This window comes from Bradyrhizobium sp. Ken51 (genome assembly GCF_055807435.1).
The window spans coordinates 50252-74156 of record NZ_JBVVPB010000002.1; the positions used below are offsets into that span (position 1 = coordinate 50252).

The 23905-nt window shown below is 62.4% G+C and carries 37 protein-coding genes and 2 tRNA genes; 22 read left to right on the top strand and 17 right to left on the bottom strand.

Features of this window, described 5'->3' with window-relative positions:
• Nucleotides 1–27: 27 nt before the first annotated feature.
• The 5 genes from AC0L27_RS03690 to AC0L27_RS03710 all read right to left on the bottom strand — a co-directional run bounded on the left by AC0L27_RS03690 (nucleotide 28) and on the right by AC0L27_RS03710 (nucleotide 3419).
• Nucleotides 28–222 carry a hypothetical protein gene (locus tag AC0L27_RS03690; RefSeq protein WP_354203554.1) on the bottom strand — a complete coding sequence of 65 codons (195 nt, stop codon included), beginning with the start codon at nucleotides 220–222 and terminating at the stop codon, nucleotides 28–30.
• 816 nt (nucleotides 223–1038) lie between these two features.
• Nucleotides 1039–1115 (bottom strand) — tRNA-Pro (locus AC0L27_RS03695).
• Between the two features lie 114 nt (nucleotides 1116–1229).
• Nucleotides 1230–1715, bottom strand: a complete 486-nt coding sequence (locus AC0L27_RS03700; RefSeq protein WP_354054630.1) for a DUF192 domain-containing protein — start codon at nucleotides 1713–1715, stop codon at nucleotides 1230–1232.
• Between the two features lie 111 nt (nucleotides 1716–1826).
• Nucleotides 1827–2459: a cold-shock protein gene (locus AC0L27_RS03705; protein WP_018457757.1), complete on the bottom strand. Its 633-nt coding sequence runs from the start codon at nucleotides 2457–2459 to the stop codon at nucleotides 1827–1829.
• A 198-nt stretch (nucleotides 2460–2657) separates the two neighbouring features.
• Nucleotides 2658–3419, bottom strand: coding sequence for an SIR2 family NAD-dependent protein deacylase (locus AC0L27_RS03710; protein WP_354203557.1), 762 nt, complete (start codon nucleotides 3417–3419; stop codon nucleotides 2658–2660).
• 295 nt (nucleotides 3420–3714) lie between these two features.
• On the opposite strand from AC0L27_RS03710, the gene AC0L27_RS03715 reads away from it, so the two are divergent.
• A complete protein-coding gene (locus AC0L27_RS03715; protein WP_007610153.1) occupies nucleotides 3715–3879 on the top strand; it encodes a hypothetical protein in 165 nt (54 codons plus the stop codon).
• A gap of 68 nt (nucleotides 3880–3947) precedes the next feature.
• Here the strand turns inward: AC0L27_RS03715 and AC0L27_RS03720 are convergent, their stop codons facing one another.
• Nucleotides 3948–4244, bottom strand: a complete 297-nt coding sequence (locus AC0L27_RS03720) for a hypothetical protein (RefSeq protein WP_275174556.1) — start codon at nucleotides 4242–4244, stop codon at nucleotides 3948–3950.
• A gap of 218 nt (nucleotides 4245–4462) precedes the next feature.
• On the opposite strand from AC0L27_RS03720, the gene AC0L27_RS03725 reads away from it, so the two are divergent.
• Both AC0L27_RS03725 and AC0L27_RS03730 read left to right on the top strand, forming a co-directional pair.
• On the top strand, nucleotides 4463–4753 hold the full coding sequence (locus AC0L27_RS03725; protein WP_354203561.1) for a hypothetical protein: 291 nt from the start codon (nucleotides 4463–4465) through the stop codon (nucleotides 4751–4753).
• Nucleotides 4754–4829: 76 nt separating this feature from the next.
• On the top strand, nucleotides 4830–4955 hold the full coding sequence (locus tag AC0L27_RS03730) for a hypothetical protein (protein ID WP_007610149.1): 126 nt from the start codon (nucleotides 4830–4832) through the stop codon (nucleotides 4953–4955).
• Here AC0L27_RS03730 and AC0L27_RS03735 read toward each other — a convergent pair.
• Together AC0L27_RS03735 and AC0L27_RS03740 are read right to left on the bottom strand one after the other, a co-directional pair.
• Nucleotides 4952–5149, bottom strand: coding sequence for a hypothetical protein (locus tag AC0L27_RS03735; protein WP_354203563.1), 198 nt, complete (start codon nucleotides 5147–5149; stop codon nucleotides 4952–4954). The two genes, AC0L27_RS03730 and AC0L27_RS03735, sit on opposite strands and share 4 nt — an antisense overlap.
• 778 nt (nucleotides 5150–5927) lie before the next feature.
• On the bottom strand, nucleotides 5928–6080 hold the full coding sequence (locus AC0L27_RS03740; protein ID WP_275174559.1) for a hypothetical protein: 153 nt from the start codon (nucleotides 6078–6080) through the stop codon (nucleotides 5928–5930).
• 292 nt (nucleotides 6081–6372) lie between these two features.
• Here AC0L27_RS03740 and AC0L27_RS03745 point away from each other — a divergent pair, with 292 nt between their 5' ends.
• The gene (locus tag AC0L27_RS03745) at nucleotides 6373–6600 is read left to right on the top strand and encodes a hypothetical protein (protein ID WP_354203566.1); all 228 of its coding nucleotides are present in this window, start codon (nucleotides 6373–6375) and stop codon (nucleotides 6598–6600) included.
• Between the two features lie 239 nt (nucleotides 6601–6839).
• Here the strand turns inward: AC0L27_RS03745 and AC0L27_RS03750 are convergent, their stop codons facing one another.
• Both AC0L27_RS03750 and AC0L27_RS03755 read right to left on the bottom strand, forming a co-directional pair.
• Complete coding sequence (locus tag AC0L27_RS03750; protein ID WP_007610132.1) at nucleotides 6840–7016, bottom strand: DUF2934 domain-containing protein; 177 nt, start codon at nucleotides 7014–7016, stop codon at nucleotides 6840–6842.
• 160 nt (nucleotides 7017–7176) lie between these two features.
• Nucleotides 7177–7473, bottom strand: coding sequence for an HU family DNA-binding protein (locus tag AC0L27_RS03755; RefSeq protein WP_007591377.1), 297 nt, complete (start codon nucleotides 7471–7473; stop codon nucleotides 7177–7179).
• 412 nt (nucleotides 7474–7885) lie between these two features.
• On the opposite strand from AC0L27_RS03755, the gene AC0L27_RS03760 reads away from it, so the two are divergent.
• The 7 genes from AC0L27_RS03760 (at nucleotide 7886) to AC0L27_RS03790 (ending at nucleotide 11622) form a co-directional block, all read left to right on the top strand.
• Entirely contained in the window at nucleotides 7886–8071 is a 186-nt protein-coding gene (locus AC0L27_RS03760; RefSeq protein WP_007591378.1) for a hypothetical protein, read from the top strand.
• 259 nt (nucleotides 8072–8330) lie between these two features.
• Nucleotides 8331–8633 carry a hypothetical protein gene (locus tag AC0L27_RS03765; protein WP_354203568.1) on the top strand — a complete coding sequence of 101 codons (303 nt, stop codon included), beginning with the start codon at nucleotides 8331–8333 and terminating at the stop codon, nucleotides 8631–8633.
• 126 nt (nucleotides 8634–8759) lie between these two features.
• Nucleotides 8760–9032 (top strand): hypothetical protein, encoded by a 273-nt coding sequence (locus AC0L27_RS03770; protein WP_275174562.1) that lies wholly within the window; start codon nucleotides 8760–8762, stop codon nucleotides 9030–9032.
• 172 nt (nucleotides 9033–9204) lie between these two features.
• Nucleotides 9205–9381, top strand: a complete 177-nt coding sequence (locus AC0L27_RS03775) for a hypothetical protein (protein WP_007610124.1) — start codon at nucleotides 9205–9207, stop codon at nucleotides 9379–9381.
• Nucleotides 9382–9600: 219 nt separating this feature from the next.
• On the top strand, nucleotides 9601–10134 hold the full coding sequence (locus tag AC0L27_RS03780) for a hypothetical protein (protein WP_473317960.1): 534 nt from the start codon (nucleotides 9601–9603) through the stop codon (nucleotides 10132–10134).
• A gap of 168 nt (nucleotides 10135–10302) precedes the next feature.
• Complete coding sequence (locus AC0L27_RS03785) at nucleotides 10303–11325, top strand: acyltransferase family protein (RefSeq protein ID WP_354254965.1); 1023 nt, start codon at nucleotides 10303–10305, stop codon at nucleotides 11323–11325.
• Nucleotides 11326–11418: 93 nt separating this feature from the next.
• Nucleotides 11419–11622, top strand: coding sequence for a DUF3072 domain-containing protein (locus tag AC0L27_RS03790; RefSeq protein ID WP_354203573.1), 204 nt, complete (start codon nucleotides 11419–11421; stop codon nucleotides 11620–11622).
• Nucleotides 11623–11855: 233 nt separating this feature from the next.
• Here AC0L27_RS03790 and AC0L27_RS03795 read toward each other — a convergent pair whose 3' ends face one another.
• Complete coding sequence (locus tag AC0L27_RS03795) at nucleotides 11856–12125, bottom strand: hypothetical protein (protein WP_275174567.1); 270 nt, start codon at nucleotides 12123–12125, stop codon at nucleotides 11856–11858.
• A gap of 505 nt (nucleotides 12126–12630) precedes the next feature.
• On the opposite strand from AC0L27_RS03795, the gene AC0L27_RS03800 reads away from it, so the two are divergent.
• The 3 genes from AC0L27_RS03800 to AC0L27_RS03810 all read left to right on the top strand — a co-directional run bounded on the left by AC0L27_RS03800 (nucleotide 12631) and on the right by AC0L27_RS03810 (nucleotide 14679).
• The gene (locus AC0L27_RS03800) at nucleotides 12631–13029 is read left to right on the top strand and encodes a VOC family protein (protein WP_354203575.1); all 399 of its coding nucleotides are present in this window, start codon (nucleotides 12631–12633) and stop codon (nucleotides 13027–13029) included.
• A gap of 232 nt (nucleotides 13030–13261) precedes the next feature.
• Nucleotides 13262–13714 carry a VOC family protein gene (locus AC0L27_RS03805; protein WP_354203577.1) on the top strand — a complete coding sequence of 151 codons (453 nt, stop codon included), beginning with the start codon at nucleotides 13262–13264 and terminating at the stop codon, nucleotides 13712–13714.
• Between the two features lie 326 nt (nucleotides 13715–14040).
• Nucleotides 14041–14679 (top strand): glutathione S-transferase family protein, encoded by a 639-nt coding sequence (locus AC0L27_RS03810; RefSeq protein ID WP_354203579.1) that lies wholly within the window; start codon nucleotides 14041–14043, stop codon nucleotides 14677–14679.
• 109 nt (nucleotides 14680–14788) lie between these two features.
• Here the strand turns inward: AC0L27_RS03810 and AC0L27_RS03815 are convergent, their stop codons facing one another.
• The 3 genes from AC0L27_RS03815 to AC0L27_RS03825 are packed head-to-tail and all read right to left on the bottom strand — an operon-like array spanning nucleotide 14789 to nucleotide 15509.
• Nucleotides 14789–14956 (bottom strand): hypothetical protein, encoded by a 168-nt coding sequence (locus tag AC0L27_RS03815; protein WP_354203581.1) that lies wholly within the window; start codon nucleotides 14954–14956, stop codon nucleotides 14789–14791.
• A 6-nt stretch (nucleotides 14957–14962) separates the two neighbouring features.
• Nucleotides 14963–15208: a hypothetical protein gene (locus tag AC0L27_RS03820; RefSeq protein ID WP_354203583.1), complete on the bottom strand. Its 246-nt coding sequence runs from the start codon at nucleotides 15206–15208 to the stop codon at nucleotides 14963–14965.
• Between the two features lie 46 nt (nucleotides 15209–15254).
• Complete coding sequence (locus AC0L27_RS03825) at nucleotides 15255–15509, bottom strand: PilZ domain-containing protein (protein WP_354203585.1); 255 nt, start codon at nucleotides 15507–15509, stop codon at nucleotides 15255–15257.
• Nucleotides 15510–15732: 223 nt separating this feature from the next.
• Here AC0L27_RS03825 and AC0L27_RS03830 point away from each other — a divergent pair.
• The 8 genes from AC0L27_RS03830 (at nucleotide 15733) to AC0L27_RS03865 (ending at nucleotide 21299) form a co-directional block, all read left to right on the top strand.
• Nucleotides 15733–15807 (top strand) — tRNA-Glu (locus AC0L27_RS03830).
• Nucleotides 15808–15908: 101 nt separating this feature from the next.
• A complete protein-coding gene (locus tag AC0L27_RS03835; protein WP_354203588.1) occupies nucleotides 15909–16556 on the top strand; it encodes a hypothetical protein in 648 nt (215 codons plus the stop codon).
• A 165-nt stretch (nucleotides 16557–16721) separates the two neighbouring features.
• On the top strand, nucleotides 16722–17348 hold the full coding sequence (locus AC0L27_RS03840) for a pilus assembly protein PilZ (protein WP_007609965.1): 627 nt from the start codon (nucleotides 16722–16724) through the stop codon (nucleotides 17346–17348).
• 104 nt (nucleotides 17349–17452) lie between these two features.
• Complete coding sequence (locus tag AC0L27_RS03845) at nucleotides 17453–17725, top strand: hypothetical protein (protein ID WP_473317961.1); 273 nt, start codon at nucleotides 17453–17455, stop codon at nucleotides 17723–17725.
• A 76-nt stretch (nucleotides 17726–17801) separates the two neighbouring features.
• Nucleotides 17802–17957: a hypothetical protein gene (locus AC0L27_RS03850; protein ID WP_275172004.1), complete on the top strand. Its 156-nt coding sequence runs from the start codon at nucleotides 17802–17804 to the stop codon at nucleotides 17955–17957.
• Nucleotides 17958–18286: 329 nt separating this feature from the next.
• The gene (locus AC0L27_RS03855) at nucleotides 18287–19327 is read left to right on the top strand and encodes a PrsW family glutamic-type intramembrane protease (protein ID WP_473317962.1); all 1041 of its coding nucleotides are present in this window, start codon (nucleotides 18287–18289) and stop codon (nucleotides 19325–19327) included.
• 73 nt (nucleotides 19328–19400) lie between these two features.
• Nucleotides 19401–19979 (top strand): HdeD family acid-resistance protein, encoded by a 579-nt coding sequence (locus AC0L27_RS03860; RefSeq protein ID WP_354203593.1) that lies wholly within the window; start codon nucleotides 19401–19403, stop codon nucleotides 19977–19979.
• A 234-nt stretch (nucleotides 19980–20213) separates the two neighbouring features.
• Complete coding sequence (locus AC0L27_RS03865) at nucleotides 20214–21299, top strand: 3-deoxy-7-phosphoheptulonate synthase (RefSeq protein WP_354203595.1); 1086 nt, start codon at nucleotides 20214–20216, stop codon at nucleotides 21297–21299.
• A gap of 54 nt (nucleotides 21300–21353) precedes the next feature.
• Here AC0L27_RS03865 and AC0L27_RS03870 read toward each other — a convergent pair whose 3' ends face one another.
• The 3 genes from AC0L27_RS03870 to epmA are packed head-to-tail and all read right to left on the bottom strand — an operon-like array spanning nucleotide 21354 to nucleotide 23804.
• Nucleotides 21354–21605, bottom strand: a complete 252-nt coding sequence (locus AC0L27_RS03870; protein ID WP_275172000.1) for a hypothetical protein — start codon at nucleotides 21603–21605, stop codon at nucleotides 21354–21356.
• A 43-nt stretch (nucleotides 21606–21648) separates the two neighbouring features.
• Complete coding sequence (locus tag AC0L27_RS03875; protein ID WP_354203597.1) at nucleotides 21649–22743, bottom strand: lysine-2,3-aminomutase-like protein; 1095 nt, start codon at nucleotides 22741–22743, stop codon at nucleotides 21649–21651.
• On the bottom strand, nucleotides 22740–23804 hold the full coding sequence (gene epmA, locus AC0L27_RS03880) for an EF-P lysine aminoacylase EpmA (protein ID WP_354203599.1): 1065 nt from the start codon (nucleotides 23802–23804) through the stop codon (nucleotides 22740–22742). Before epmA ends, AC0L27_RS03875 begins: the two co-directional genes overlap by 4 nt.
• Between the last annotated feature and the right edge of the window lie 101 nt (nucleotides 23805–23905).

Genomic DNA, 23905 nt, shown 5'->3' on the forward strand with positions numbered 1-23905 from the left:
ACCACGCCGGACGACAGCGACGCCGCTTCAGGCTGCCGCTTCGCTGTCGTACTCGGTGAACTTCTTGTAGATCCAGTCGCGGCCATCGTGGCGGCGCCAGACCTTGCCGTAAACGAGCTGCCCGTTGATCGAGCGGCGCGGCACGAGCACCGTCCAGAGGTGCCAGATCTCGGTCCAGCTCGCCTGCGGACCGATGGTTCGGACGTCGCGATCGAAAGACATGATGCAGAACTCACAGGATACGAGCGCTGCGACGAACTGTGATGTCGTGTGAGCACGAGTTTCAGGCAGCCCATCGCGAGCCGGACCGATCTGATAACAGCCACTAAGGCGGCCGCAACAACCGCTCGCCCTTAACCTAACCGATCAACCTTACTTCCTGTGAGCGCGCGGCAAGACCGGTTGAAAGCGGTCGCCGATTTTCCTAGACTGTGTACGATTTGAGAATGAGCGCGTCATTTTTTTGAGGGCGCGCGGTTATTTCCGGGCTGACGCGAATTTTTGAAAACTATTGATGGGCGGGGCCACCACGATGAATTTGCAATGTGCATGTCTGCGCTTGGCGCTGCGATCGACGCCGCCTGCGCCGCTCGCGAAGACGCCGGAGCAAGAGCCGCGGAAGGCCGCCAACGACAATCAGCTGGCCTGGCCATTCCTGCCGTTTCCGTTCGGCTGGTACGCGACGAACTGATGGTTGGAAAAGCGCAACGCCGCGCAAGCGGAATATCATCGCTTGGCGGCGTCCGTTAGGCATTGGGCGCTGAAATCCCCCAACACCTATATGTCTAGGGCGACGCCTAAAGGTTCGACAAAGTTTTACGATTTCCGCGCCGCCCGACCCGCCCAATGCCTTGAAAAATCGCGCGGAAGTCGCGTTGCGCAGAGAATGAGGGCCGAGGGTTTAGGAAGACTTTTGGCAGCTCCGGGCATCGACACTGAACGCGCGCCATGCTCGGCTGCTTGCGCTCTCGCCTGGATCTTCTCGCGCCTCGCCGAATGGCTGTTGTTCTCTGGTGCGGTTCTGACCCAACTCCGGACTGGTCGGGGCAGCTGGATTCGAACCAACGACCTGCAGTACCCAAAACTGCCGCGCTACCAGGCTGCGCTATACCCCGAATGTCCGGCGAGCCCCGTCGATACACGCTTCCCAAAGCGCCAGCAAGCCTTCCAAAGGCGCCAGCAAGCTTCCCAAGAGACCGCCAGGACGGGAGCAATAGCTCCCTTCCCGCCTACTTGCTGCCGAACAGCGGGTGGCCGACGCGGTCGCCGGCGCGGATTCCATATTTCTGCGCCGTTCCCGCCACCACCTCCAGAACGGCCCGCGCGGGCCCCCTGGATGAGATGATCTTTGTCGACATCGGCTCGGTATTTTCGGCGATGCGCAGGATGCGGCCGTCGGCGCGAATGAAGATCATGTCGAGCGAGACGTAGGTGTTCTTCATCCACATCGACACCTCCTGCTCGGGATTGAAGTCGAACAGCATGCCTTTTCCGTCCGCCAGTTCCTTACGGTACATCAGGCCGGTCTGCTTCTCCTCCTCGGTCGTCGCGATCTCGACCGAGAACACCTGCACGCCGTTCCTGGTGACGATCTCGAGCGGCTGGAAGCTGGCGGCGCGGACGGGCGCGCTCGCAACGGCAGAACTGGCGATGACGAGGATGGCGGCAAGCCAGCCCTTCGCAACCGCGAAGACGGCCTTTCGATCGAAATTCATGAATGGCACTCGAGGCGTGGGACTGGACCAGTCCTTACGCGGCAGCCTCCGGAAAAGCCAGAGGCGCGCCGGCCAGCCAGCGCACTCCTGCTCACGATCGCGGGAAATGGATCAGTGGGACGAGACCGGCGATCCCGTCTCGGGATGGATCTCGGCCGCCATCATGCCCTTGGAGCCGGGCCCGAAGCGGACCAGGACATACTGGCCGGGCCGCAACTCGGTCATGCCGAAGCGGCGCAGCGTCTCCATGTGCACGAAGATGTCGGGCGTGCCCTCGCCGCAGGTGAGGAAGCCGAAACCGCGCAGCCGATTGAACCATTTGACCTGGGCCCGCTCCAGCCCGCTGGTCGCCGTCACCGTGACATGGGTGCGCGGCGGCAGCATCTGCGCCGGATGGATCGCAGTCGATTCGTCCATCGAGACGACCCGAAACGCTTGGTAGCCCTTGGCCCGCTGGATGCACTCGACGACGATGCGGGCGCCTTCGTAGGCGGTCTGGAAGCCGTCGCGCCTAAGCACTGTAACGTGCAGGAGCACGTCGGGCCAGCCATTGTCGGGAACGATGAAGCCGTAGCCCTTAGAGGCATCGAACCATTTGATGACGCCATGAACCTCGACGAGGTTGGCGCTGCTCTCACCAAGTCCGGTGAACGGACTGAGAGCGCTGTCGCGACCGCCACCGCCGTGTTCGCCCACGGCGGGAACTCCGACCTTCTTGGACTCAAATCCGTCCGACGACCCCATAACCCCGGACCCCACACATGCCATGCAACCCGCCTGAATGGCGGCGCCGAATCACGCGTCTTTAGAGAATCTTCTCAACTCGACGCGACGCGAATCTTTCGACTCAAAAGATAACACTCCCGGTTGCGACGCATAGACAAAAAAGAGATTCGGCGGAACCTATGAACAGCTTGCACAGCCGCGAATCAAATTGCTGCCTCAATTAGCGACAAAGGGCCCGAGCGTTTCGCCGATGTCGTGGCGGATCACGAGGTCGGCGATGTCGTCCTGCTCCGTCGGCTCGCGATTGACGATCACCAGGCGCGCACCTGATTCCTTCGCCATCATCGGAAAGCCCGCGGCCGGCCATACCACCAGCGAGGAACCGATCGCGATGAAGAGGTCGCAGGCTTGCGACAGCGCGGTCGCGCGCTGCATTTCGTCCTCGGGCATCATCTGGCCGAAGGAGATCGTGGCGGTCTTCACCGGCTCGTCGCATACGGTACAGTTGGGCGCGGCGCCCTCCTCCTCGAAGCGGCGCTTCACCCAATCAAGCGGATAGGCCTGCCCGCATCCGATGCAGCGCGCATACGTGGTGTTGCCGTGAAGTTCGATCACGTGATCGCTCGCGACGCCGGAGGCCTGGTGCAGATTGTCGATGTTCTGAGTGATGATCGCGGGAACCTTGCCGGCGCGGTAGAGCGAGGCGAGCGCGCGATGACCGCGGCCGGGCTTGGCCGCTGCAAAAACCTCCTCCATCGCGAAGCGCCGGCGCCAGGATTCGTCGCGCGCGTCCTGGTTGGCGACGAACTCGTCGAACGGGATCGGGCGGTTGCGCGTCCAAATTCCGCCCGGCGAGCGGAAGTCGGGGATGCCGCATTCGGTCGAGATGCCGGCGCCGGTGAACGGCACGATCCGTTTGGCTTCGGCGATCATGTCGCCGAGGCGCTCGACGCCGCTGCGAAGATCCGATGCAATCAACGCGGCCTCCCGTTTTGCTTTGCCGTTTTTGCCTAGTCGATTGGTTTTTCTGATTTGTTTTTGCGCTAGCTGCAACGTGCGCAAGCGACAAGATTGTTGACGCTGTTATCCACCGCCGTGCAAGGACTGGTCGGCAATTTTTTCCGACCCTCGCTTATCACAATCCTGCAATGCCTCCTCCCCATTGACGCCCCAATCAGAAGCGCCAATGCATGTGTTGACGCGACTCAACGTGATTGCGGCGGCAGTGCTTGAGCTCAGTAGGACACATACTCACGTGCAGAGGGGATTTGACATGACCGAGGACGAACAACGCAAAATCCGCGAACGCGAAGAGATCGCCGCCCGTGTCGCCGCCTTCCGTGCCACCCAGGAAAAATTCAAACGCGAGCGTGACGAGTATTTCGTCTCGACGCTCGACAACGCTCGCAAGGTAGAGCGGCCCTCGCTCTGGCCGTAAACACACCAGATCACCAAACATGAAAAGAGCCCGGAGCGTTGCTCCGGGCTCTTTCGTTTGTTCAGCCTTTACCAGTGACGGTAATAATGGTGGCGGCGGTAGTACGGTCCATCGCCGTAATAGGCGTACGGACCAGGGCCGTAAGCGTAGGCGGGGCGGCCATAGTAGCCATACCCCGGGCCATAGCCGTAGCCATAAGGATGGGACGCGGCGACAGCGCCCGCGGTGATGGCGCCGGCGGCGAGGCCGAATGCGAGGCCCGGACCGATGCCGCGGCCGCGCGCCTCGGCGGGCGCAGGCGCCGCGATCGTGGTCACGCCGACGGCCGCAACGGTAGCCAGAACTGCCAGTGTCTTCCTGATCATAAATGTCCTCCTTCGTATCTCGCACAGACAACGCCCGCGCGTTGCGATGGTTGCGCGTAAGCCTGTGGAACCGAGCTCGGAATAAATGCGATCGTGCATGGAACGGGGACGCATTCCGGGAATTGCATCTTCGAGTGCGGAAGCCTCCGCCATCCGGTTGAGGCAACAGCACGAAAGACCCCGTCAGCATCACCGATGCTGGCGGGGTTTTCAGTTTCATGCACAACATTGGCAATGCGCCACAATTGCTGCCAAAGGGGAGCGCCGAGGAGGATAAAGTGCCGATATCCAAATTGCTGGCCCGTATCCGCAGGCTCGTTCCCAGATCAGGCGATCAGCATTACGACGAGATCGTCCGCAATTTCGGTGTCGGCACGCTGCGCCCGCCGCCGACGCCGATGAGCGACGGCGAACTGGCGCGGGCCATTGCCGAGTTCCTTAGGGAACAGCCGTCGAGCGAGTCCGTAGGCGCCCTCGGCCGGCGGCTCGACCCCACCACCCCGCTTTGAGGTGCCGTTCTTCTGGTCCGGGAACATGCGCTTCGCGCGCACGTTGGCGTAGCCTTCAAGGAGAAAAGAGGCCCCCATGCCCGTTTGGCTCGAAGTCTTGCTCAACCTGTCCGGCTATGCCGGCTTCGTGGCGCTCGCCTCACACGGCACCGCGTGCCCGGGCAATTCCGCCGACCATCAGATCTCCGGCGACGACCGCTAGTTCGCGTGCGGCGCCTGGCCCGCAGTCCGCATCAGCCTGTCGGCCTTGACCGCGACACGCGTGTCCTCGAGTTGCGGCCGCAGCGAGAAGCTGATCACCACGAATGCCAGACAAAAGAGCGTGCCGGCGATGGCGACCCGCCGGTAGGTGTGGCGGTCGCCCTGATAGAAGCTCGGTTCTGAAAAAGGTGTCATGAATTCGTTCTTGGCAAAATTGCTTGTTGGTAAAGTCGCTTATCGCAAAGTCGGATGGTGTCTTCGCCAGACACCTATCGCAAGTGGCGGCAAGCGCAACGCGATTGCGCTTTTAACCTAACCGAATAGGGTTATCGGCTTCGCGGCAAGCTTCCGTTAGGAGTTCGCCAAGCGTCTTCAGAACAAGCGTCTTCAGAACAAGCGTCTTCAGAACTCGGCGAGCCGCTTCAGGCTCGCGCGAAAGCCGAGGCCTTGTGCTAATCCGCTGTCCGGCTTTGTTCCAGCTTCGCCTTCCTTTCGTTCTCGAAGAACGAATCGGAATCGCGGAAACCGGCGCGAAGCAAGCCTAAAGAATTCGTTTGCACGCAAACGAGCGCCGTCGCCAGCCATCGCGCGCTCACATCGCGTCTTCGGATTTCGAGCGCGGTGGCACTTGCGGCACCGATGGCCTGCCTTTGCGCAAGCGCGGGTGCCGATCGTACCAAAACACTTTTGCGATCTCGGCGAACATCTCGAGAAACCAGCACGCATCCATGTCGCGTCTCCCTCGCCTGATCTCGTAGCGAGGACACGCGGACGGGACCGTGCGAAGCATCACGCTGGATTGGTTAGGAAGCGCGTGTCCCGCATCGACACAGAAGGCACGGCTTGTTCTGCATCCGACTCCATTTCGTTCGCAAAGAACGAATCGGAGTCGAGAAGTCGGCGCAAAACGATTCCTAACGATCTGTGAAGGCAGGCGCGACTGCCCGTTATCATCGGCGCAATGCGACGCTAATTACGCGGCTCGCTTCACAGTGTCCTTCCCCGACAGGTCCTTCTCCGAAAAGCATTCGAGGATCTGGATGCGGAGTTCTTCCGCGGCCGGGCCCTCGAGCTTCCTGAGCTGATTCCAGAGCCTGATCACTTCGCGTTGTTTCTCGACAGTCATGGGCACCTCCAAAAGAATGCTCACTTCCAAAACCGATGCCTCACTAGAACAAAATAGGAACAAAAAGTCTAGCCCCTTGCCCGCGGAATTCGCTGGGCACATCGACTTGAGTCTTCCGCGCGCCGGCGCGGTTGCTTTTTGGGTTTTCAACCTTAAGTTCGAGCCACGGCCGGCGGCCAGGCGCTGAAATCCCATCGCCGCCAGCCAAGAAGGCCCCGTGCGAAAGCGCGGGGTTTTTCTTTTGGGGAACGCGCCATCGCCCTTCCCGTTAGTCATTCCGGAGCGAGGGACCGTGACCAGAAAATTCTACGCCGTCGAAGTGGTGCGTCAGATCGAGGAGACCGTGGAGATCATGGTCGAAGCGCCGGACCAGACCGCCGCACATGATGCAGCGCTTGCGCACCTGAAGGCGCGCGGCTCCGAATATCGGTGGCTCAATCCCAAATGCGATCTCGTCGTCTGGCGCGAGCGTCAGGTCGATACGCCGGCGATCATCGACGTGTCCGTGTCGCCAGACTAGCGCTCGGAACGAATTTTTCCGGCCCGCGTTGTCAATTCGAATTCAGTGGTGCTGGCGGCATGTCGCGACGCGGCCGGCCAGCTTGAAGAACCCCGGTCCCTAAGCCCGGGGTTTTTCTTTGCGGGCGACTCCATTCGGAACGGTGGCCCGAACAGCAAAGCAGCCACCCGGGTGTTACGCCGGGTGGCTGCTTTGAGAACTGTCAACGCTCGCCTCTGTTCGCCTCTTAGACCAGCAAGTCAGACCGGCAAATTGTCGGTCATCCCGGGCGGCACTTCGCCTTGCTTGGTCCGTTCGGCGAGAAGCTCCTTTTCGGCCTCGTACCAGAAGGTGTCCATCGTGCCCGCGGGCTCGCCGGCCTCCTTCCAGAGGTGATAGGCCCGGTTTCGAATCTCTTCTTCGCTGAGACCAGTCATGTGATTTCTCCCTTTCGGAAGCAAAGCCTGACGACGCCCTAGAGTTCCCTAAGAGAGTTCCTTATTGGTTCGGCACAAGCAAGCAGTCATTGCAGTACGTCGCGGCAGCACTCCGCGAAAAGGAGGCTCCGCAACGAAACCGCGAACCCTTAGCGAACTCTTAGACGGAGTCCTTGGCCACCTTCAGCGGCGAGGCCTTCACCGACTTGCTCGCCGGCTTCGCCGCGAACTGCATCGGCTCCTTGGTGAAGGGATTGACGCCCATGCGGGCTTCGGTCGCCGGCTTGTTCACCACCGACATCTTCACGAAGCCTGGAATGACGAACTCGCCGGACTCGTTGAGCTCCTTGTAGCCGACCGTCGCCATGTACTCGATGACCGACTTCACGTCGTTCTTCGACAGCTGCGTGCCCTCGGCAATTGCATCAATCAACTGAGTCTTGGTCATCTTCGCCATGTCTGAATTTCCTTCTGTGCGCGCGAGCAGGCTTTGCTCAGGACGCGGTCCAACCGCGCAACGCGCTTCTGATTCATGCTAACTTTCATGAAGTGACGGGGCTTAGAACCCATCGACGCCCAAAACGCAAGCAGGGGGTTCTGCGGGAGCCCGGACGCCGTGGGGAAAGATGCCGCAGCCTGCGCCGTTTTCGCCTTGAACCATTTTCTCCCTGAGGCGTCTAACTCTTTGAAGTCCCCAAGCTTCACCCCCATCAGAGAGCCCCGCTTCCCCCAGGCGGGGCTTTCGACTTTTTCCAGGGACCCGGCCGCGCAATGCCGATCAGGCTGGGCCCCGAGGTCTGCGCCTGGGCCGCGCGGGTGACCGTCACAAGGCAGGTTCTCTTTTCCGGCCATCTCCTGCATAATGCGGCATGGCAAAAACAAAAGTGACCTTCAAAACCGTCCGCATTGCAGACAACGACTGGAAAATCCTGGCGGATTACCCGGACAGCGAACAGCGCGAAATCAAGGGCTTCACCAGCAAGGCAGATGCCGACGACTGGATCAACGGCGACCGCAAGATCGCGTGGCTCCGCTCTCAGGGATACGCCAAATAGCGGATACGCCAATAGCGCGTGCAAGTAACACGCGCCTAAGTTACGCGCGCATCGTGTGACGCCCGTATGGGCATGCGCGCTTAGTCCCTCCCCGCTCCAGATGTTCTTCCCGTGCCGGCGCGTTGTCGAGCAGGCGGCGACGCCCGCGCGTCTATCGCTTACCTGGTCGAGAAACCTGTGGCCGGGCATGTGCCGTTGAGACTTCAGTAACCTAACGCCTCCAAGCTCCTCTCAGTATCGTTGCGTTGGAGTACCCACAGTGCTGGATTTTAACGAGCTGCGTGAACTCGCAGCCGATGTTCGCGTGTTCGTCGACATTGCCGAAGACAAGGCCGAAGCGCTTCGCGCCGTTATCACGGCCTATGACGTGGTGCTCGCGATCTTCCCGGCCGGAGAGGGCATGGGCCTCCACGTCATCAAGGGCGGCGAGATCCTGGACCATATTGCAAAATCGCGAACCCATGCGAGCTACAGCCACACGGCCATTGCGGTTCCCGACCTGGAGCATGCGGAAGTGCTCAAGCACCTGACGGGACCGGCCGACCAGCGCATTGCGGCGTAGAGCGTTTTCTAGCGAAGTCGATGGCGGTTCGCCCGCAGACGAGAATTTTTGCACTCCGGAACACCCTGTTTTAGGAACACGGCTCCTGCGCTCCCGTTGGCCCACGCAACCAACCAGGAGTTTGAGATGAAGAAGCTCATCATTGCGACCGCCGCCCTCGGCCTCATGTGCGGCTCCGCCTTTGCGCAGAACCAGACCGGCCCCGCCGCGCAGACCGACAACATGCAGAAGCCCGGCATGACCAACACGGACAAGGGCACGATGAGGAGCGGCACGACCGGCATGAGCCATGACGGCATGAGCAAGGGCGGAACGGTGAGGCCCGACGCCTCCGGCCAAGGTGGCTCCGGCCCCGGCAGCGATCAGGGCGGTACCAAGACCCGCAGCAACATGAAGTAAGCCGGTTTCCTGTACGGCTTGTTCCCGGCCGCGTCGCTTTCCACAAGGCGGCGCGGCCATTTCATGACGCGGTTTTTTTGAACCTGTCGCGAATGCACTCCTCACAATCCCGCGCGCGCCGGAACGGTCAGGTCTCGCCGCGAGTTGCCCCATCTCCAGCAAGGAGATCGTCATGAGCGTTGAAGGTAAAGTGAAGGAAGGCGCCGGGTTCATCAAAGAAGAGATGAACGAACACGGCAAATCCCCCGAGAGCCAGAAGAAGGCTCAGGAAGGTCGCGACTTGCGCAACGAAGGCCGGATCGAAGACGGCAAGCCGCCAAAGACGACGAAGCCCGGCACCGGTCACTAGATCGCGTTTCGAAACCCCATTTGGTGAAAGCCGCCCCTGGTCATGTCAGGGGCGGCTTTCACGTTCATGACCAGCCGACACGTGCCCACGCGATCTTCCGAAGCTCCGATCTTCCGAAGGTGCGGCCTACAAAGATAGAGGGCGGCTCGAACCATCCAGCGCGATGGCTGGTAGAACGCTTCGGCTGTTGTATGGTCGAACGTTTCTTGTGAGGGGCCGATGAAGATTGCCATTGTTATCGCCGGCTTGATCGTTGTTGCTGCTGCCGTTCTCGTCTCGGTACAGCCCGGCTTCCTGAAGCCTGCGTCTCTGGCACTCGTGAAGAAGTCCGACATTCTCGGCTTTTCGCCCGGAATGACATTCGACGAGACCAACAAGCTGATCACGCAACGTCGCTACCGCTGCCGTCAGCTTCGCGATTCCTACGTCCTTGAATGCGCAGTCGACGGCGCCAAGGTCACGATCTTTGCCGACGACATCGACCCCAAGAATCCGGACCCCAAACATCCCATCTGGCGCGTCAATGCGGAGTTGAGCAATCCGGGGCCCCAAGACGCTGCTTCCAAAGACGCTGCCGTCAAATCGATATCCGACCAGTTCAACGCCCAGCCAACCCGGGACGCCCGGGACGCCCGGGAGGAATGGATATGGACCGTCGGCCGTGGGCTGAAGCTGAGCTACGACGGCGCCGCCTTGAAGCTCGTGGACGAAGCCGAGGAAATCAGGCGTGCCAAGCAGGAAGCAAAGCGCTAGCGAGCGCTCCTGTGGTCGTGCCTTTGATGAATTGCACAGCAGTCTATCCGCCTGAGACATGTCTCATTCCCAGCGCATCCAACAGCCATCTATCGCATCCGCGCAATTGTTCCTTAATGGGTTTCCCGCCTAGATTGCGCTATCCTGAAATGAACGTGGCGGGGCTTGGTGCGGATCTTCGCGGGTGTACAGGCGATGCGCGGGGTCGCTGCGCTGTCGGTGGTCTGCGGACACGCAATCAGTGCGCGACCCGATATGGTCGGGCCGGACCTTGCCGAGGGCGCGCTGACGATCCTTGCGAGCGGCGTCGACATCTTCTTCGTGATCTCCGGCTTCATCATCGCGACCACGGCGGCGGCACAACACAACCCGCTGGATTTCGCTTTCAGACGAGCCCTCCGAGTTTTTCCGCTCTATTGGCTGGTGTTGCTGGCGGCGTTTGTCAGCTCCTCCTGGATCGCGCTGGCACCGGGCGACCGCCCCGCCCTCGACCTCGGAACCATCTTCGCATGGACCTATCCGAACTGGTACCTTGCGCCGGCATGGTCGCTGGCTTTCGAACTGCACTTCTATGTTGCCGTCGCCGTCGTCCTGGCGATCAAGCCGGACCGGCTGTTCGAGATCTTGTTCGCGGGATTCGGCCTGGTCATTCTTGCTCTCGTCTTCGGCCTTGAGCTCGGGATCTACTTCCATCCGCTGGTGCTGGAATTCGGTGCCGGCGTTGTCATCGCCTATCTCCAGAGAAGCGGACGATTGCGCTTTTCGCGCCGCGTCCCAGCCGTTTCCGCGGGCCTGTTCGTGGCCGGCTGGTACTGGATTTTCGTGCACGGTGCGATCGACGCGCAGTTCGCGCGCGTCCTGACCTATGGCCTCGGCGCGGGATTGCTGATCCATGCTGTGGTCGCCGTCGAGATCGAAGGACGATCCTTCTCACGGGTCCTGCAATGGCTCGGCAAGGTTTCGTACTCGCTCTATATCGTCCATTATCTGGTGGTGAAATGGATCGCCAGCTTTGACGGACTGTGGCTTCTGTCGACCGTCGGCACAGTCATCGCCGGCATCCTGCTCTCCATCGGTCTCGCCGCCGCCTTGCACGTCGCCGTCGAGGCACCGATCCTCGATTGGGGGCGCAAGGCAAGTCGCAAGATAAGTCTGATGCGCAGACGCCGAACGATGCCGGCCGTTTCCTGATCATTTCCCGACGCTCGATTCCGGTCGCCGGCCACGAACAAACAAGGAACAAAAAGCGCGAGCCGGCATTGAACCTGAAAAGGAGAGATCGCCATGGCTGACAGGATCGCTGACAACACACAAAAGGATCCGAAGGATTGGGTCTCCGGCGACGACCCGATGACCGGTGCCCAGGAATCCTATCTCAAGACCCTCGCCGAGCAGGCCCACAGGGAGCTCCCCAAGGAGGATCTGACCAAGGCAGAGGCGTCAGAGCTGATCGACACGATGCGCCAGAAGGCCGGGCTCGAGAAATAGACGGCTTCAGCATTTCGAACCACGGGAGATGGGCGGCGGCTGACAGGAAGGCCGCCGCCGATTTTCGCGAAGCGCCAATTTGCGGCAGCGAAACGCCAACCAGAGGCCGTCATGGGCCATTGGAGGCATCGATGCTGGCGAAGAGCACCGCGATCACGCAGTCAACTGCGCGTCACCGTAATTCGCAATTCGCCTCGGATGGGCGAATATCCGGCATCACGGTCATTGCCGGATCACTTCGGCAGACCACGAATTGCCAACTTGGCGACCGTAACAACGACGAAGGCAACCGCCCCGTAAACGATGGCATTCACGGCCCAAGTGATGGCGACGCCCAAGAAAACCGAACTGCCGACAGCTCCCCAGAAAAGGTAAGCTGCAGATATGCCCGGCATCTCCCATGCCATCACAGCGATGGAGTAGTCGGTGAGCTGCTCCATCACGAGCAGCACCGCCGAGACGAGCGCCCCGATTGCCAGTGCGGTGATGAGAACCGATTTCATTGTCTTCAAAGCCCCAACAGACCCATCAGTATCGGAATCATAAAAAAGGCTGCCAGACCGAGGAGGCCTCCTACGGCAACCTTCACCCAACGCCGTTGGATTTTCGGCTCGAGCCACGTCGCCACTTTGACCCAGAGCGCATACGCCCATCCAGCAACAATCGAGCGGATAAGTGAAAACAGAAGCTCGCCTAGAATACTGGCCATAGCGGTTAGTCGCGCCATCGCCGCGAGCAGTTCATCTGCGAACGGCTAAACAACCCTGTCCACCCGTGAGTGAGGTGCCCAGACTCTGCGGTTGGCGTCACCGTTCTGACGGCCCAGTTAGCGCTGGGGCGCTTCGTGAAGGGGCTAGTTTTCTAGCGCTTGAGCACTGCCATCGCAATTCATGCCCGTCGTTGGCGCGCTCGGCGCGGCATCGTGACTGCTGCCATCAGGGTGGCAGCAGCGGTGTGCGACGAGCCCCGCGATGCCGCTCAAATCTGCGGTCAACCAAAGGACATGCCATGAAGTTCGCCTCCACTCGCCTGATCGCCACCGACATCAAAATCATGGTTTCGTTCTACGAAATGGTAACCGGAGCTTCCGCCGAATGGCTCGCGCCGGTGTTCGCCAAGATCGTGACGCCGGGCGCCAACCTGGCAATCGGCGCAGCCGAGACGGTCGCGCTCTGGAAAGAAAACAGTGCCGAGCCCGGCGCAAACCGCACCGCCGTGATCGAGTTTCAGGTTGAAGACATCGATGCGGATTATGAGCGCCTGAAAGACAAGATCACGCTGGTGCATGAGCTGAAAACGATGCCATGGGGCAACAGGACGTTCCAGTTTCGTGACCCCGAAGGCACCGCAGTATCGCTCTTCATGCCGCCGACCGAGGAGGCCGGAAAGCCCCTCGCGGCGCAATAGGGGCGGTGGCGGCAGATCTGCCCTCATAATGTTGCCAGTGGCGTGTGTGCAGCACTGGATTTGCGGTGAAGGTGCATTGAAATTCGCCGGCTGATTTACTTCATCGGCCGGCTTCGCCCTCACGCACACGTGCGCCCGCCCCCTGCCCCTCGCCCCACTTTCCTGCTATCTCCTACCCCCGCCGTCCCGGCCCAAACCAAAAATCCTCCATCCGTTCAAGGGAGCAACAACCATGCGATACCTCCACACCATGCTGCGCGTGCGCAATCTCGATGTTGCGCTGAAGTTCTATCAGGATGCGCTGGGGCTGAAGGAGGTGCGGCGGATCGAGAACGACAAGGGGCGTTTCACGCTGGTGTTCCTGTGCTCGTCGGACGATCTCGAGGCGCTGAAGAAGCAGCCACGGTCGCGCGGCGCGCCGCTGGTCGAGCTCACCTGGAATTGGGACGAGGAGAAATATGGCGAGGATCGCTTCTTCGGCCATCTCGCCTATGAGGTCGACGACATCTATGCGACCTGCGAGAAGCTGATGAAGGCGGGCGTCACCATCAACCGTCCGCCGCGCGACGGCAACATGGCCTTCGTGCGCTCGCCCGATTTGCACTCGATCGAGATCTTGCAGAAGGGCGACCCGAAGCCTCCGCAGGAGCCGTGGTCGTCGATGCCCAACATCGGCCATTGGTAGAGCCTTTCCGCGGGAACCAGCCTTGGCCCTAAACGTTCTCTCTTCGACAATGCAATTGGAGGAGGACGCGATGGGACGCGGAATTTTGTTATGGATGTTGGGTGTGCCGATCCCGGTGATCATCTTGCTGTGGCTGTTCTTCGGCCGCTGATCGCCTGACCAGCTTTGCCCTGCAATGAAAGCTCCGCCTCGGGCGGAGCTTTTTGCATGCCGACCTTTTTGCATGTGGACCTTTCTGCATGAGAGGATCGGCGCAATCGCGCATCGCTCGCGGCGGCGGATTCCGCTATCACCCGCGACACCAAGAAACTCCTGGGGAGGATGATGTGCCGGAGCAAAAGCTGACGATCTGGGGCCGTGCCAATTCGGTCAACGTGCAGAAAGTTCTGTGGTGCCTCACCGAGCTCGGCCTGGCTTATGAGCGCATCGACGCCGGCATGGCCTTTGGCAAGACTCGCGAGGCCGACTATCTCGCGATGAACCCGAATGCGCGGATCCCGACGCTGGTCGAGGGCGATTTCACGCTGTGGGAATCCAATTCGATCATGCGCTATCTCTGCCTCGCGCACGGGCGCGGCACGCCGATCTATCCCGAGGCGCCGAAGCTGCGTGCCAGCGTCGACCGCTGGCTCGACTGGACGCTGTCGATGGTGCAGCCGGTCGACCGCCCGGTGTTCTGGGGCATCGTGCGCACGGCGCCCGCCGAGCGCGACATGATCCAGGTGCAGAAGGATGCCGATGCCGCCGCCGAGGTCTGGGCCATCGCCGACCGCCTGCTCTCCACGCGCCCGTTCATGGACGGCGATGCGTTCACCCTCGCCGACATCGCGATCGGCGCCTATGCGCGGCGCTGGCTCGGCGTCGAGGGCATCACCCGGCCCGCGCAGCCGCATCTGACGCGCTGGCTCGCCGAGCTCGGCAAACGGCCCGGTTTTGCACAATTTGTGGCACCGCCGATGTCGTGAGCGGTGACGCGGCTTAAAGTTCGTTGAGAGCACGATGAATCGGCGTTCTCGCGCCCGCCGCCGGGAGCTAGCGGCTACTGTGCATGGGGTTGTTTTCGCGTTTTTTTGTTTAAGGCCAGCCGCGCTCGAACAGAAGCACGCAGACGATCAGCACAAGGGTGACGGCCGCGGTGGCGAGCCGCGCGGTCCAGCTCAGACCGCGGCCGCTCCACCACAGCAGCGCGCAATACATCACGAATGGAACGATGATCTCGGGCCGCATGATGTCCGGTGGCATGGGGCTTCAGCGCCTGATCGTGGTCTCGACGCTGATCGAGCCGCCGATCTTGACGCAGGTGCCGGTGCTCTCGACCATGTGGAAGCCGCGGCCATAGGCGGCGCAGGAGCCCGCTTTCGCGCTTCCGCCGGCACCCTTCAGCGGCAAGGCCTTGCCGGCCTGTGGGCGCTCCGCAGGCGGAAGACGCAAGGCTTCAGCCGCGGCCGCGGACATGGTCAGCAACGAGATCAGGATGAGGAGCGGCGCACGCATGCGGGCCGTTCTAGCCCGGACCGGCGCCGCGCGCCATCAGGGCGCTTCAGATGAACTTGATGCCGGCCGATTTGCCGCGGCGCCAGACCACCTGGCAGCTCCGCCCGGTCCGCGCATCCCGCGCGAACGCCATCCGGATCACGCCCGGGAGCTGGCTCGTATCCTCGTCCAGCGTGATCTTGGCGCCCGTGGCGGAGATGTCCTGGACCAGGCATTGCCGCGCCGCGAACCCGCCTTCGAGCGTGATCCAGGCGTGCTGCGACAGCGACTTGCGGGCTGCGCGCTTCTTGGGCGGTGGCATCGGCTCAAATTCTCCCAGTCCAGCGCTAGCTCAGGGAACCTAAGAAACCGTTGAATTCGCCCCGACTGATCCTGGGCGGGAGGCTATCATCGGTGCCAAAAGACCGTTCCCGAACGGCTTGCCCAGGGCGCCAAAGGCCATTATAGGTTCGCCCGCTGCAGCCGCCGGGCATGACTCGGGCGGCCAGCGGCCCTGCCCCGAAAAACGGCGGGGCCCTGGGTTTGCTCCCTTCGTCTATCGGTTAGGACGCCACCCTTTCACGGTGGAGAGAGCGGTTCGATTCCGCTAGGGAGCGCCATTATCCGGGCGTCTGGATGACACGGCGAAATCTGCCACCCCGCATGAACCTCGCTGCCCCTCGCCTCCGACCAATGTCCAGACGGAACCGGATGCAGGCCCATGGCGCAGCATAAATCTCCCTCGGACGATCAGGCCGGGATTGCCTCGCCGGCGCCGCCGCCATGGATCCACCGTACGGCAGCTTACGCCCCGGAGCGCCGCGCCAGAATGCTGGAGCACATGGCGCGCGCCAGATCGCGGCCTCGGGCCACGGCTGCGCCGGAGCCGTCGCCTACGGCCGGTGCGAACATACTCGCTGACGCCTGCGGCTACGCCGTCCTGTTCGGCATCATCGCGCTCCTGTTTCAGTCGCGCGTTCCGCTCTACCTCGGCGCCTTCCTCTTCTTCACCGATGGCGAGCGCATCGAACTCGCTCTTGGAAAGATCGGCATTCGTCTCGAGCCCGGCACGATCGGGGCCGACATCATCAAGGGCTTCGTATCCCTGTTCGGATGGTTCGCGCTGCTGGCCTCGCTGAAAGCGTCCGTCCCCGATTGGCTCGCGGCATGGATGCTTCCGGACGCATCGTGGTCCTTGCTCGCCGGCATCGCGCTTCTGCTCGCCATCGTCGAAGCGTTCGCAACGCGCGCGATGCGGCATGCATTGCCGTGGTTCGGACTTGAGAGCCGACCGGACAGCCTGGCTTGCGCGACGATCAAGTTCGTCATGGCCATTGGCGTGCTGGCTCTGCTGGTGCTGCTCGGATGACGCGATCGTGAGGTCACGGGCCTCATAATCGCGGCGCTATGCCGCCCGTCCCGATCCGCGCATTTACCAGAAATTTACCCCTGCTCGTGAGCGCCGGTATCATTTGCTTAGAATTTGGCTGGTACCGTGGAATTACGGAAAGCCTCCGAAACACGATTGGCGCCCATGTCCGTCGCAGAGTTCCTCAGACAGCGTGCCGTGCAAGTCACCGTGAGTGGCAGCTACTCGCTGCCGCGCTGGTACGATTGCGAGGGCAAGCTGCGTACCTTCGCCTGCCGCACCAGCCGCGTGTCACCGTTCCGCATGATGGTCGACGTTCCCGTGGTCGGAAAGGTCGGCGAGCGCGTGACATCTTACTTCCAGGATTTCGGCGAATTCCAATGCACCATCAGCGCGACGCTGAAATTGGGCTTCCTGATGGAGCTCGAGATGACGCGGGCCCGGCGCGCCTGGATGTCGGAAAAGCTGACCTGGCTCGAGAAGAAGCAGAAGGACGCCAGCGTCCAGGAGCTGCGGCGTGACGCCCGCTTCGTTCCGCAGGTCGCGCACACCTTCCTGACGCTCGCCGACGGCAGCACCCATGCCTGCTTCATCATCGACGTCTCCACGGCCGGTGTCGCGATATCCTGCGAATACGACCCTCCAGTGGGAACTCCGCTTGCGGTCGGCGCTTGCGTCGGGCGCGTGATCCGCAAATTCGAAAACGGCTTTGCGGTCAAATTCGCCGAAAAGCAGTCGCGGGACGACGTCGTCCGGCTGATCGTCCGCTCGCCCATGCTGCAATCGGCCTGATCCTCCGGCTGCGCCGCCCTATCGCAGCCCTATTTCGAGATAAGCTTTTGAAGGTCCGCGTCTCGTGCCGTGGACCATCTGCAGACTTGCGATCGGGGGACCGAATGGCAGTCGAGAAAATTACGGTCGAAAAGATCAGAGTCGAAAAGATCACCTGGGACAAGGTCGGCCGGGTCACCGAGCCCGGACGCTACATGTACACCTTCGGCTGGCTCACCATCACCGCCGGCGATCTCGATATCTGGAAGCAATATCCGCAGGCCGCGTTCACGCTGATGGCGCAGCATTTCGAGCCGAACGCATCCATCGGCGAGGAATTCCATCTCGGCGCCTTCGACGTCGCGCCCGACACACCGCCGCCGTTCACCACGCATTGAGACAGTCAAACCGGGGCTGGGGATCGGCTGGAACTCAGGCCGCGACGGGAACGCGTGGCATGGGCGTTGCTTTACCATGGCCATGACTCACATCCCCGCTGTCGATCAGGCCTTCCTGCTGTTGCTCATCGTGTTCTGCCTTGGCACGTGCCTCATACGCGCGTTCTGGGAGCTGGAGCAGGTCCGGACACGCCGGATCGCATCATCCTCCCGCGCGACGAAGCGTGACTAGACCGGCCCGACCGGCCGCGCGTCGGCCGGACGGGACGATCCCGTCTCTGGACTTGGCGCGGCGACACGTGCATCGTGAATCGAAGAAACCTGCACATTGCCTTGATCTGACTTACCAATCGCGATCCGATGACGGGCGCGCGACCGTTGTCATGGATGACGAGGTGGTTCTGTCATGCAATTGATTGCCCTCTGTATTCTTCACCTCGGCGACTGTCCTGATGAACGCAGGCTGTCGCGCTTGTTAAGAGACGCGACAGCTAGCGCATGACACAAGGTCGCATCGGTGAATGTAGATAAGCGGATCAAGGGAACCTATTTTCGGCGCCGATGTACCTGATTGAAGCGTTACCCACCGTCATCGGAACGGCCGCCATCGCCCCGGCGCTGCTGATGCTGTGGCTTGTCATTGCCGCCGAGGAACGCCCGGGACCGCCGGCCCAGGTCTGGACAGCGTTCCTGCTCGGTGCGGCCAGCATTTCGCTGCTGGGCCTAGCCCGCGCCCCTTTCGCCAGGATGGTCGCGGCCCCGGATGACCCGTGGGCGGCGCTGGCCATGCATTCGATCTTCGGGGTCGCGCTGCCGGAGGAAGCGGTCAAGGTGATCGCCATCGTGCTGGTCGCCTCGACCAAGCGGCGGACCTTCGCCAATCCGATGGACACCGTCGTCTATGGCGCCGCGGTGGGCCTGGGCTTCGCCGCCTACGAGAACCTCGCCTATCTCGTCCAGCACGCCGAGATGTGGCGCTCGCTGGCCGCGTTGCGCAGCGTGCTGACCGTACCGTTCCACGGCGCGCTCGGCATCATCGCCGGCGCCTATCTGACCATCGCGCGCGCCGGCACGGCGCTGGGTGCGAACCGCCATCATCGCGACTGGGCCCGTCTCTCCAGCCGCCTGCTGATCTTCGCAGGCCCGCTCGCCCTGCATTCGGCGTTCGACTTCCCCCTGCTCACACTCCAGCGCATGCCGGATCTCGATCCGACGCTGCGGATGTGGCTGGGCGGCGCGAGCCTGCTGATCGGCTTCAGCTCGATCGCCTTCGCCATCCGCCTGGTGCGGCGCGTCGCGCGCCATCACGCGCCCCGGACTGACGTTGCGCGCGAGCGCCTCAGCCAGCTCCGCCGGATGTGGGCGTTGCTGCTCGCGGGCGGCGGCGTCGGCTTTCTCGGTCTCGCCTTCGTGCTGACCTCGATCCATCACTGGCTCATCAACCCCGAGCGCAATCTGACGCTGGCCCTGATCCCGATCGGCTTGGTTTCGATCCTGCTCGGCCTCGCACTTCTGATCGTCACGACCGCGATCTATGTTCTCGGCCGCAACCGCATCCGCACCAGCGGCGAAGGTTTTTCGTCGGCGCACGGCGGCGGCTGAGCCGCGGGTGGCAAGCGCGGTGTGCGCGTACTAGACTAGATTGAACACACACTTCTCGATCCGGAGCTTGCCAATGACATCGCCTGAGGATTTTTCCCGGCTGCAATCCGCCATGAGCCGGACGGTCAAGGCACATTGGAAGGCCTTCCTGTTCGAAGGCATCCTGCTTGCAGTGCTCGGCGTTGCCGCGCTGATCCTGCCGCCGCTCGCAAGCCTTGCGATCGCGATCTTCCTCGGCTGGATGTTCCTGATCAGCGGCATCGGCGGATTGATCGCCACCTATTGGGCGCGCAGCACGCCGGGCTTCTGGTGGTCGCTGATCTCGGCCGCGCTCGCCGTGCTCGCAGGCATGCTCCTGCTGGCGCGGCCGATGCAGGCCATCCTGACGCTGACCATCGTGCTCGGCGCCTATTTCCTCGCCGAGGGCGTCGCCACCATAATGTACGCACTGGAGCACCGCCGCGAGCCGGGCGGCCGCTGGTCGTGGCTCCTGATCTCGGGCCTCCTCGACATCGCGATCTCGTTCATGGTGATCACGGGATTGCCGAGCTCGGCCGAATGGGCGATCGGCATCCTCGTCGGCATCAACTTGCTGTTCGGCGGCGCCTCTTTGATCGGCATGGCGCTGGCGGCACGCAAAAGCAACAGTTAAGGCGCCCCGTGGCCATCCCGTCCATTGGGGGGTGACAACCCGCCGATCGCGCGCTATATGACGAGCCATGATCACCCTCGTCACCAGCTATTTTTGGTACTTTAGCTACGACAGCTCGCTGGCGGCAGGAGGATCGCGCTCAATCTGAAACATTGCAGCAAACGTCCGAACAAGCCGCCAGACCTGGCGGCTTTTTTATTGGCCGGCAGGGTCTCAAAATAATAGGAGCCCGCCGTGCTGAGCACGACCGACGATCTTCGTATCCGCGAACTGAAAGAGCTGAGCACGCCCGAAGAGGTGATGCGGGAAGTCCCGCGCACGCTCACGGCGACGCGCGTGGTGATGGCGGCACGCAACGCCATCCATGCGATCCTCAATGGCCAGGACGACCGGCTTCTGGTCGTGGTCGGCCCCTGCTCGGTGCACGATCCCAGGGCCGCGCTCGAATATGCCGAGCGCCTCGCGAGCTTGCGCGAAGAGCTTGCCGATCAGCTCGAAATCGTGATGCGGGTCTATTTCGAGAAGCCACGCACCACGGTTGGCTGGAAGGGCCTGATCAACGATCCTGATCTGGACGGCAGCTTCGACATCAACAAGGGCCTGCGGCTGGCGCGCAACGTGCTCTCGGCGGTGAATAATCTCGGCCTGCCCGCCGGCACCGAATTCCTCGATATGACGACGCCGCAATACATTGCGGACCTCGTGTCCTGGGCCGCGATCGGCGCGCGCACGACCGAAAGCCAGATCCATCGCGAGCTGGCCTCCGGGCTGTCCTGCCCGGTCGGATTCAAGAACGGCACCGACGGCAATGTGCGGATCGCGGCGGACGCGGTTAAGTCGGCCTCGAATCCGCATCATTTCATGGCGGTGACCAAGCTCGGCCGCTCGGCGATCGCCTCAACCGCGGGCAACGAGGATTGTCACATTATCCTGCGCGGCGGCAGCACGCCGAACTACGATGCGGCAAGCGTCGCGGCGGCCTGCAACGATCTGGCGAAAGCGAGCGTCGCACCGCTCGTGATGGTCGATGCGAGCCACGCCAATTCGAGCAAGAAGCCGGAAAACCAGCCGCTTGTGACGGCCGACATCGCCAAGCAGATTTCCGGCGGCGAGAACCGCATCATGGGGGTGATGATCGAGAGCAATCTCGTCGCCGGACGCCAGGATGTGGTGCCGGGCAAGCCGCTCGCCTATGGCCAGAGCATCACGGATGGCTGCATCGACTGGGCGACCACGGCAACCGTGCTCAAGCAGCTCGCTGACGCGGTCGAGATCCGGCGCAACACCAAGCGCGCAGGACTGCACGAGCGCTCCGCCTGACCGAACGATTGCGGGCGGGGTGAGGCTGTCGCACCCTGCCCGCCGTTGTGGCGCCTAGCAGCCGCGGCAGATGCTCTTGATCTTCTTGTCGAGCGCCTGATTTTCCTTGCTGAGGGGATCGTTCGGGTCGCTCAGGTTCTTCTCATTTGGCACGTCGCCGGCGCGCGGCTGCCGATGACCGACGGGCGCAGGCGGCAAAGTACCCGCCGATTGTCCCGAGGTCGTCGATCCCTTGCTTCCCGTCTGCGCGAAGCCGGCGCTGCCGAACACCGTCAGAAGGGACAGTGCCAGGATGATGCTTTTCATTTTGCTTCTCCATTCCTCGAGCCAGCATCTCCATCACGACCAATCAGGTCTCGGGCGGATAGAGGTGAACGTCGCCGCAATAATCCACGATACGATAGCGCGTTTCTTGATCTGCATCACGCGCATCAGGTGCGGTATTTTGCATCGGCAACACGTAATTCGGCCCCACCGGCGACTTGCCGGCGCCGCCGGGAATGTCGATGACATAGTCGGGCTGACACAGTCCGGACACCCGTCCGCGCAGCTGCCGCATCAAATTCTGGCCCTCGGCGAGCGTCGTTCGCAGATGCGACGTGCCGGGCGCGAGATCGCCGTGATGCAGATAATAGGGCTTGATCCGGCATTCGACGAAAGCTCGCATCAAATCCGACAGAGCGGTCAAATTGTCATTGACGCCGCGCAAAAGCACGGACTGGCTCACCATGGGAATCCCGGCATCGACCAGCCGCGCGCAGGCGGCACGCGCCGGCCCCGTCAGTTCGCGCGCATGGTTGGCATGCAGCGCCACCCAGGTGGTGGCGCCTTCGACCTTGAGCGCAGCCACCATCTCCTCGCTGATGCGCGCGGGCTCGGCCACCGGCACGCGGGTGTGAAGGCGGATGATCTTGACGTGATCGATGCCGGCAAGATCCGCCATGATCTCGCTCATCCGCCGCGGCGACAACATCAGGGGATCGCCCCCGGTCAGGATCACCTCCCAGATCTCGCTGTGCGATCGGATGTAGTCGATCGCCGCGCGATAGGCGCCGTCCGAGAGCGCGTTCTCCTTGCCGGGTCCGACCATCTCGCGGCGGAAGCAGAAGCGGCAATAGACCGCGCAGACGTGAACGAGCTTGAACAGCACGCGGTCAGGATAGCGATGCACGATCCCGGGAACCGGCGAGTGCGAATGATCGCCGATCGGATCTGCGTTCTCGCCCGGCTGCATCTCCAGCTCCGCGGCAGTCGGAACGAATTGCCGCGCGATGGGATCGTCGGGATCGGACCTGTCGATCAGGTCAACCAGTGCGGGGGTGATCGCAACCGCATAGCGTGCGGCAACGCGACCGAGCGCCGGCAGAGCCGTGGCCGGCGCCAGCTGCTCGACCACAAGTTCGGCCGGCTCGCGCAATGTGCGTGCAAGATTGCTCTTCGTCATGTCTCGCTTAACGTTTCATTTGCAGGCGGCGTCCAGACGACCTGATCAATTCGCGACGCGCCGCTTGCCAGCATCACCAGCCGGTCGAAGCCGAGCGCGACGCCGCTTGCCTCCGGCATCGCCGCGACCGCGGCCAGAAAGTCCTCGTCCAGCGGATAGGCTTCGCCGTAGCGGCGCTGCTTCTCCGCCATGGATTGCGTGAAGCGCTTGCGCTGCTCGTCGGCGTCGGTCAGTTCGCCAAAACCGTTGGCGAGCTCGACACCGCAGGCATAGACCTCGAACCGCTCGGCAACGCGGGGATCGCCCGCCTTCACGCGCGCCAGTGCCGCCTCTGGAGATGGGTATTCGAACAGAATGGTCAAACGGCCCTGCCCCAGATGCGGCTCGACATGCTCGACCAGAATCTTGCTGAAGATGTCGGACCAGGTGTCGTCCTCGGCCACCCGGACCTTGCGGGCAGCTGCCCGGGCGAGCGCGGCGCGGTCGCCCTCGCCGCCGGAAATGGTCGCAAGCAGGTCGATTCCCGCAAACTGCTCGAAGGCGCCGGCAACCGTCACAAGCTCCGGCTCGGCGAAGGGATCGGCGGTCCTGCCGCGGAAGGCGAAGGTGCCGATACCGGTCGCCTGGGCCGCGCGGGCGATGAGGACGACGCAGTCGGCCATGATGGCGTCGTAGGGGGCGTCTGCCCGGTACCATTCCAGCATGGTGAATTCGGGCAAATGCAGGTCGCCGCGCTCGCGGTCCCGGAACACCCGGGCGAACTCGAAAATCCGGGTCTCTCCGGCCGCCAGCAGCTTCTTGCAGGCGAATTCCGGCGAAGTCCGCAGATATCGGCTCACACGGCTGCCGTCGGGTCGCATGATCTCCGTCCGGGGGGCGTGCAGGTGGGTCTCATTGCCGGGGGAGACTTGGAGAACGGAGGTTTCGACCTCGACGAAGCCCTCCTCCGCGAAAAATCCCCGTAGAGCCCCGGTGATGGCCCCCTTGGCCTGCAGGAATGGCCGGCGGTCGAGATGCCGCGAAGGCGACCAGTACGGCGACATCGGCTTGTCCCCAGCCATTAGCCGGCCGCCCCGCAGGCCAGCAAAATGCTGGCATCCAACGGCAAAACCAGTATGTTGCGGCCCGAAACAGGTGCCGCGGTCTGATTTGGGGCCCCAGG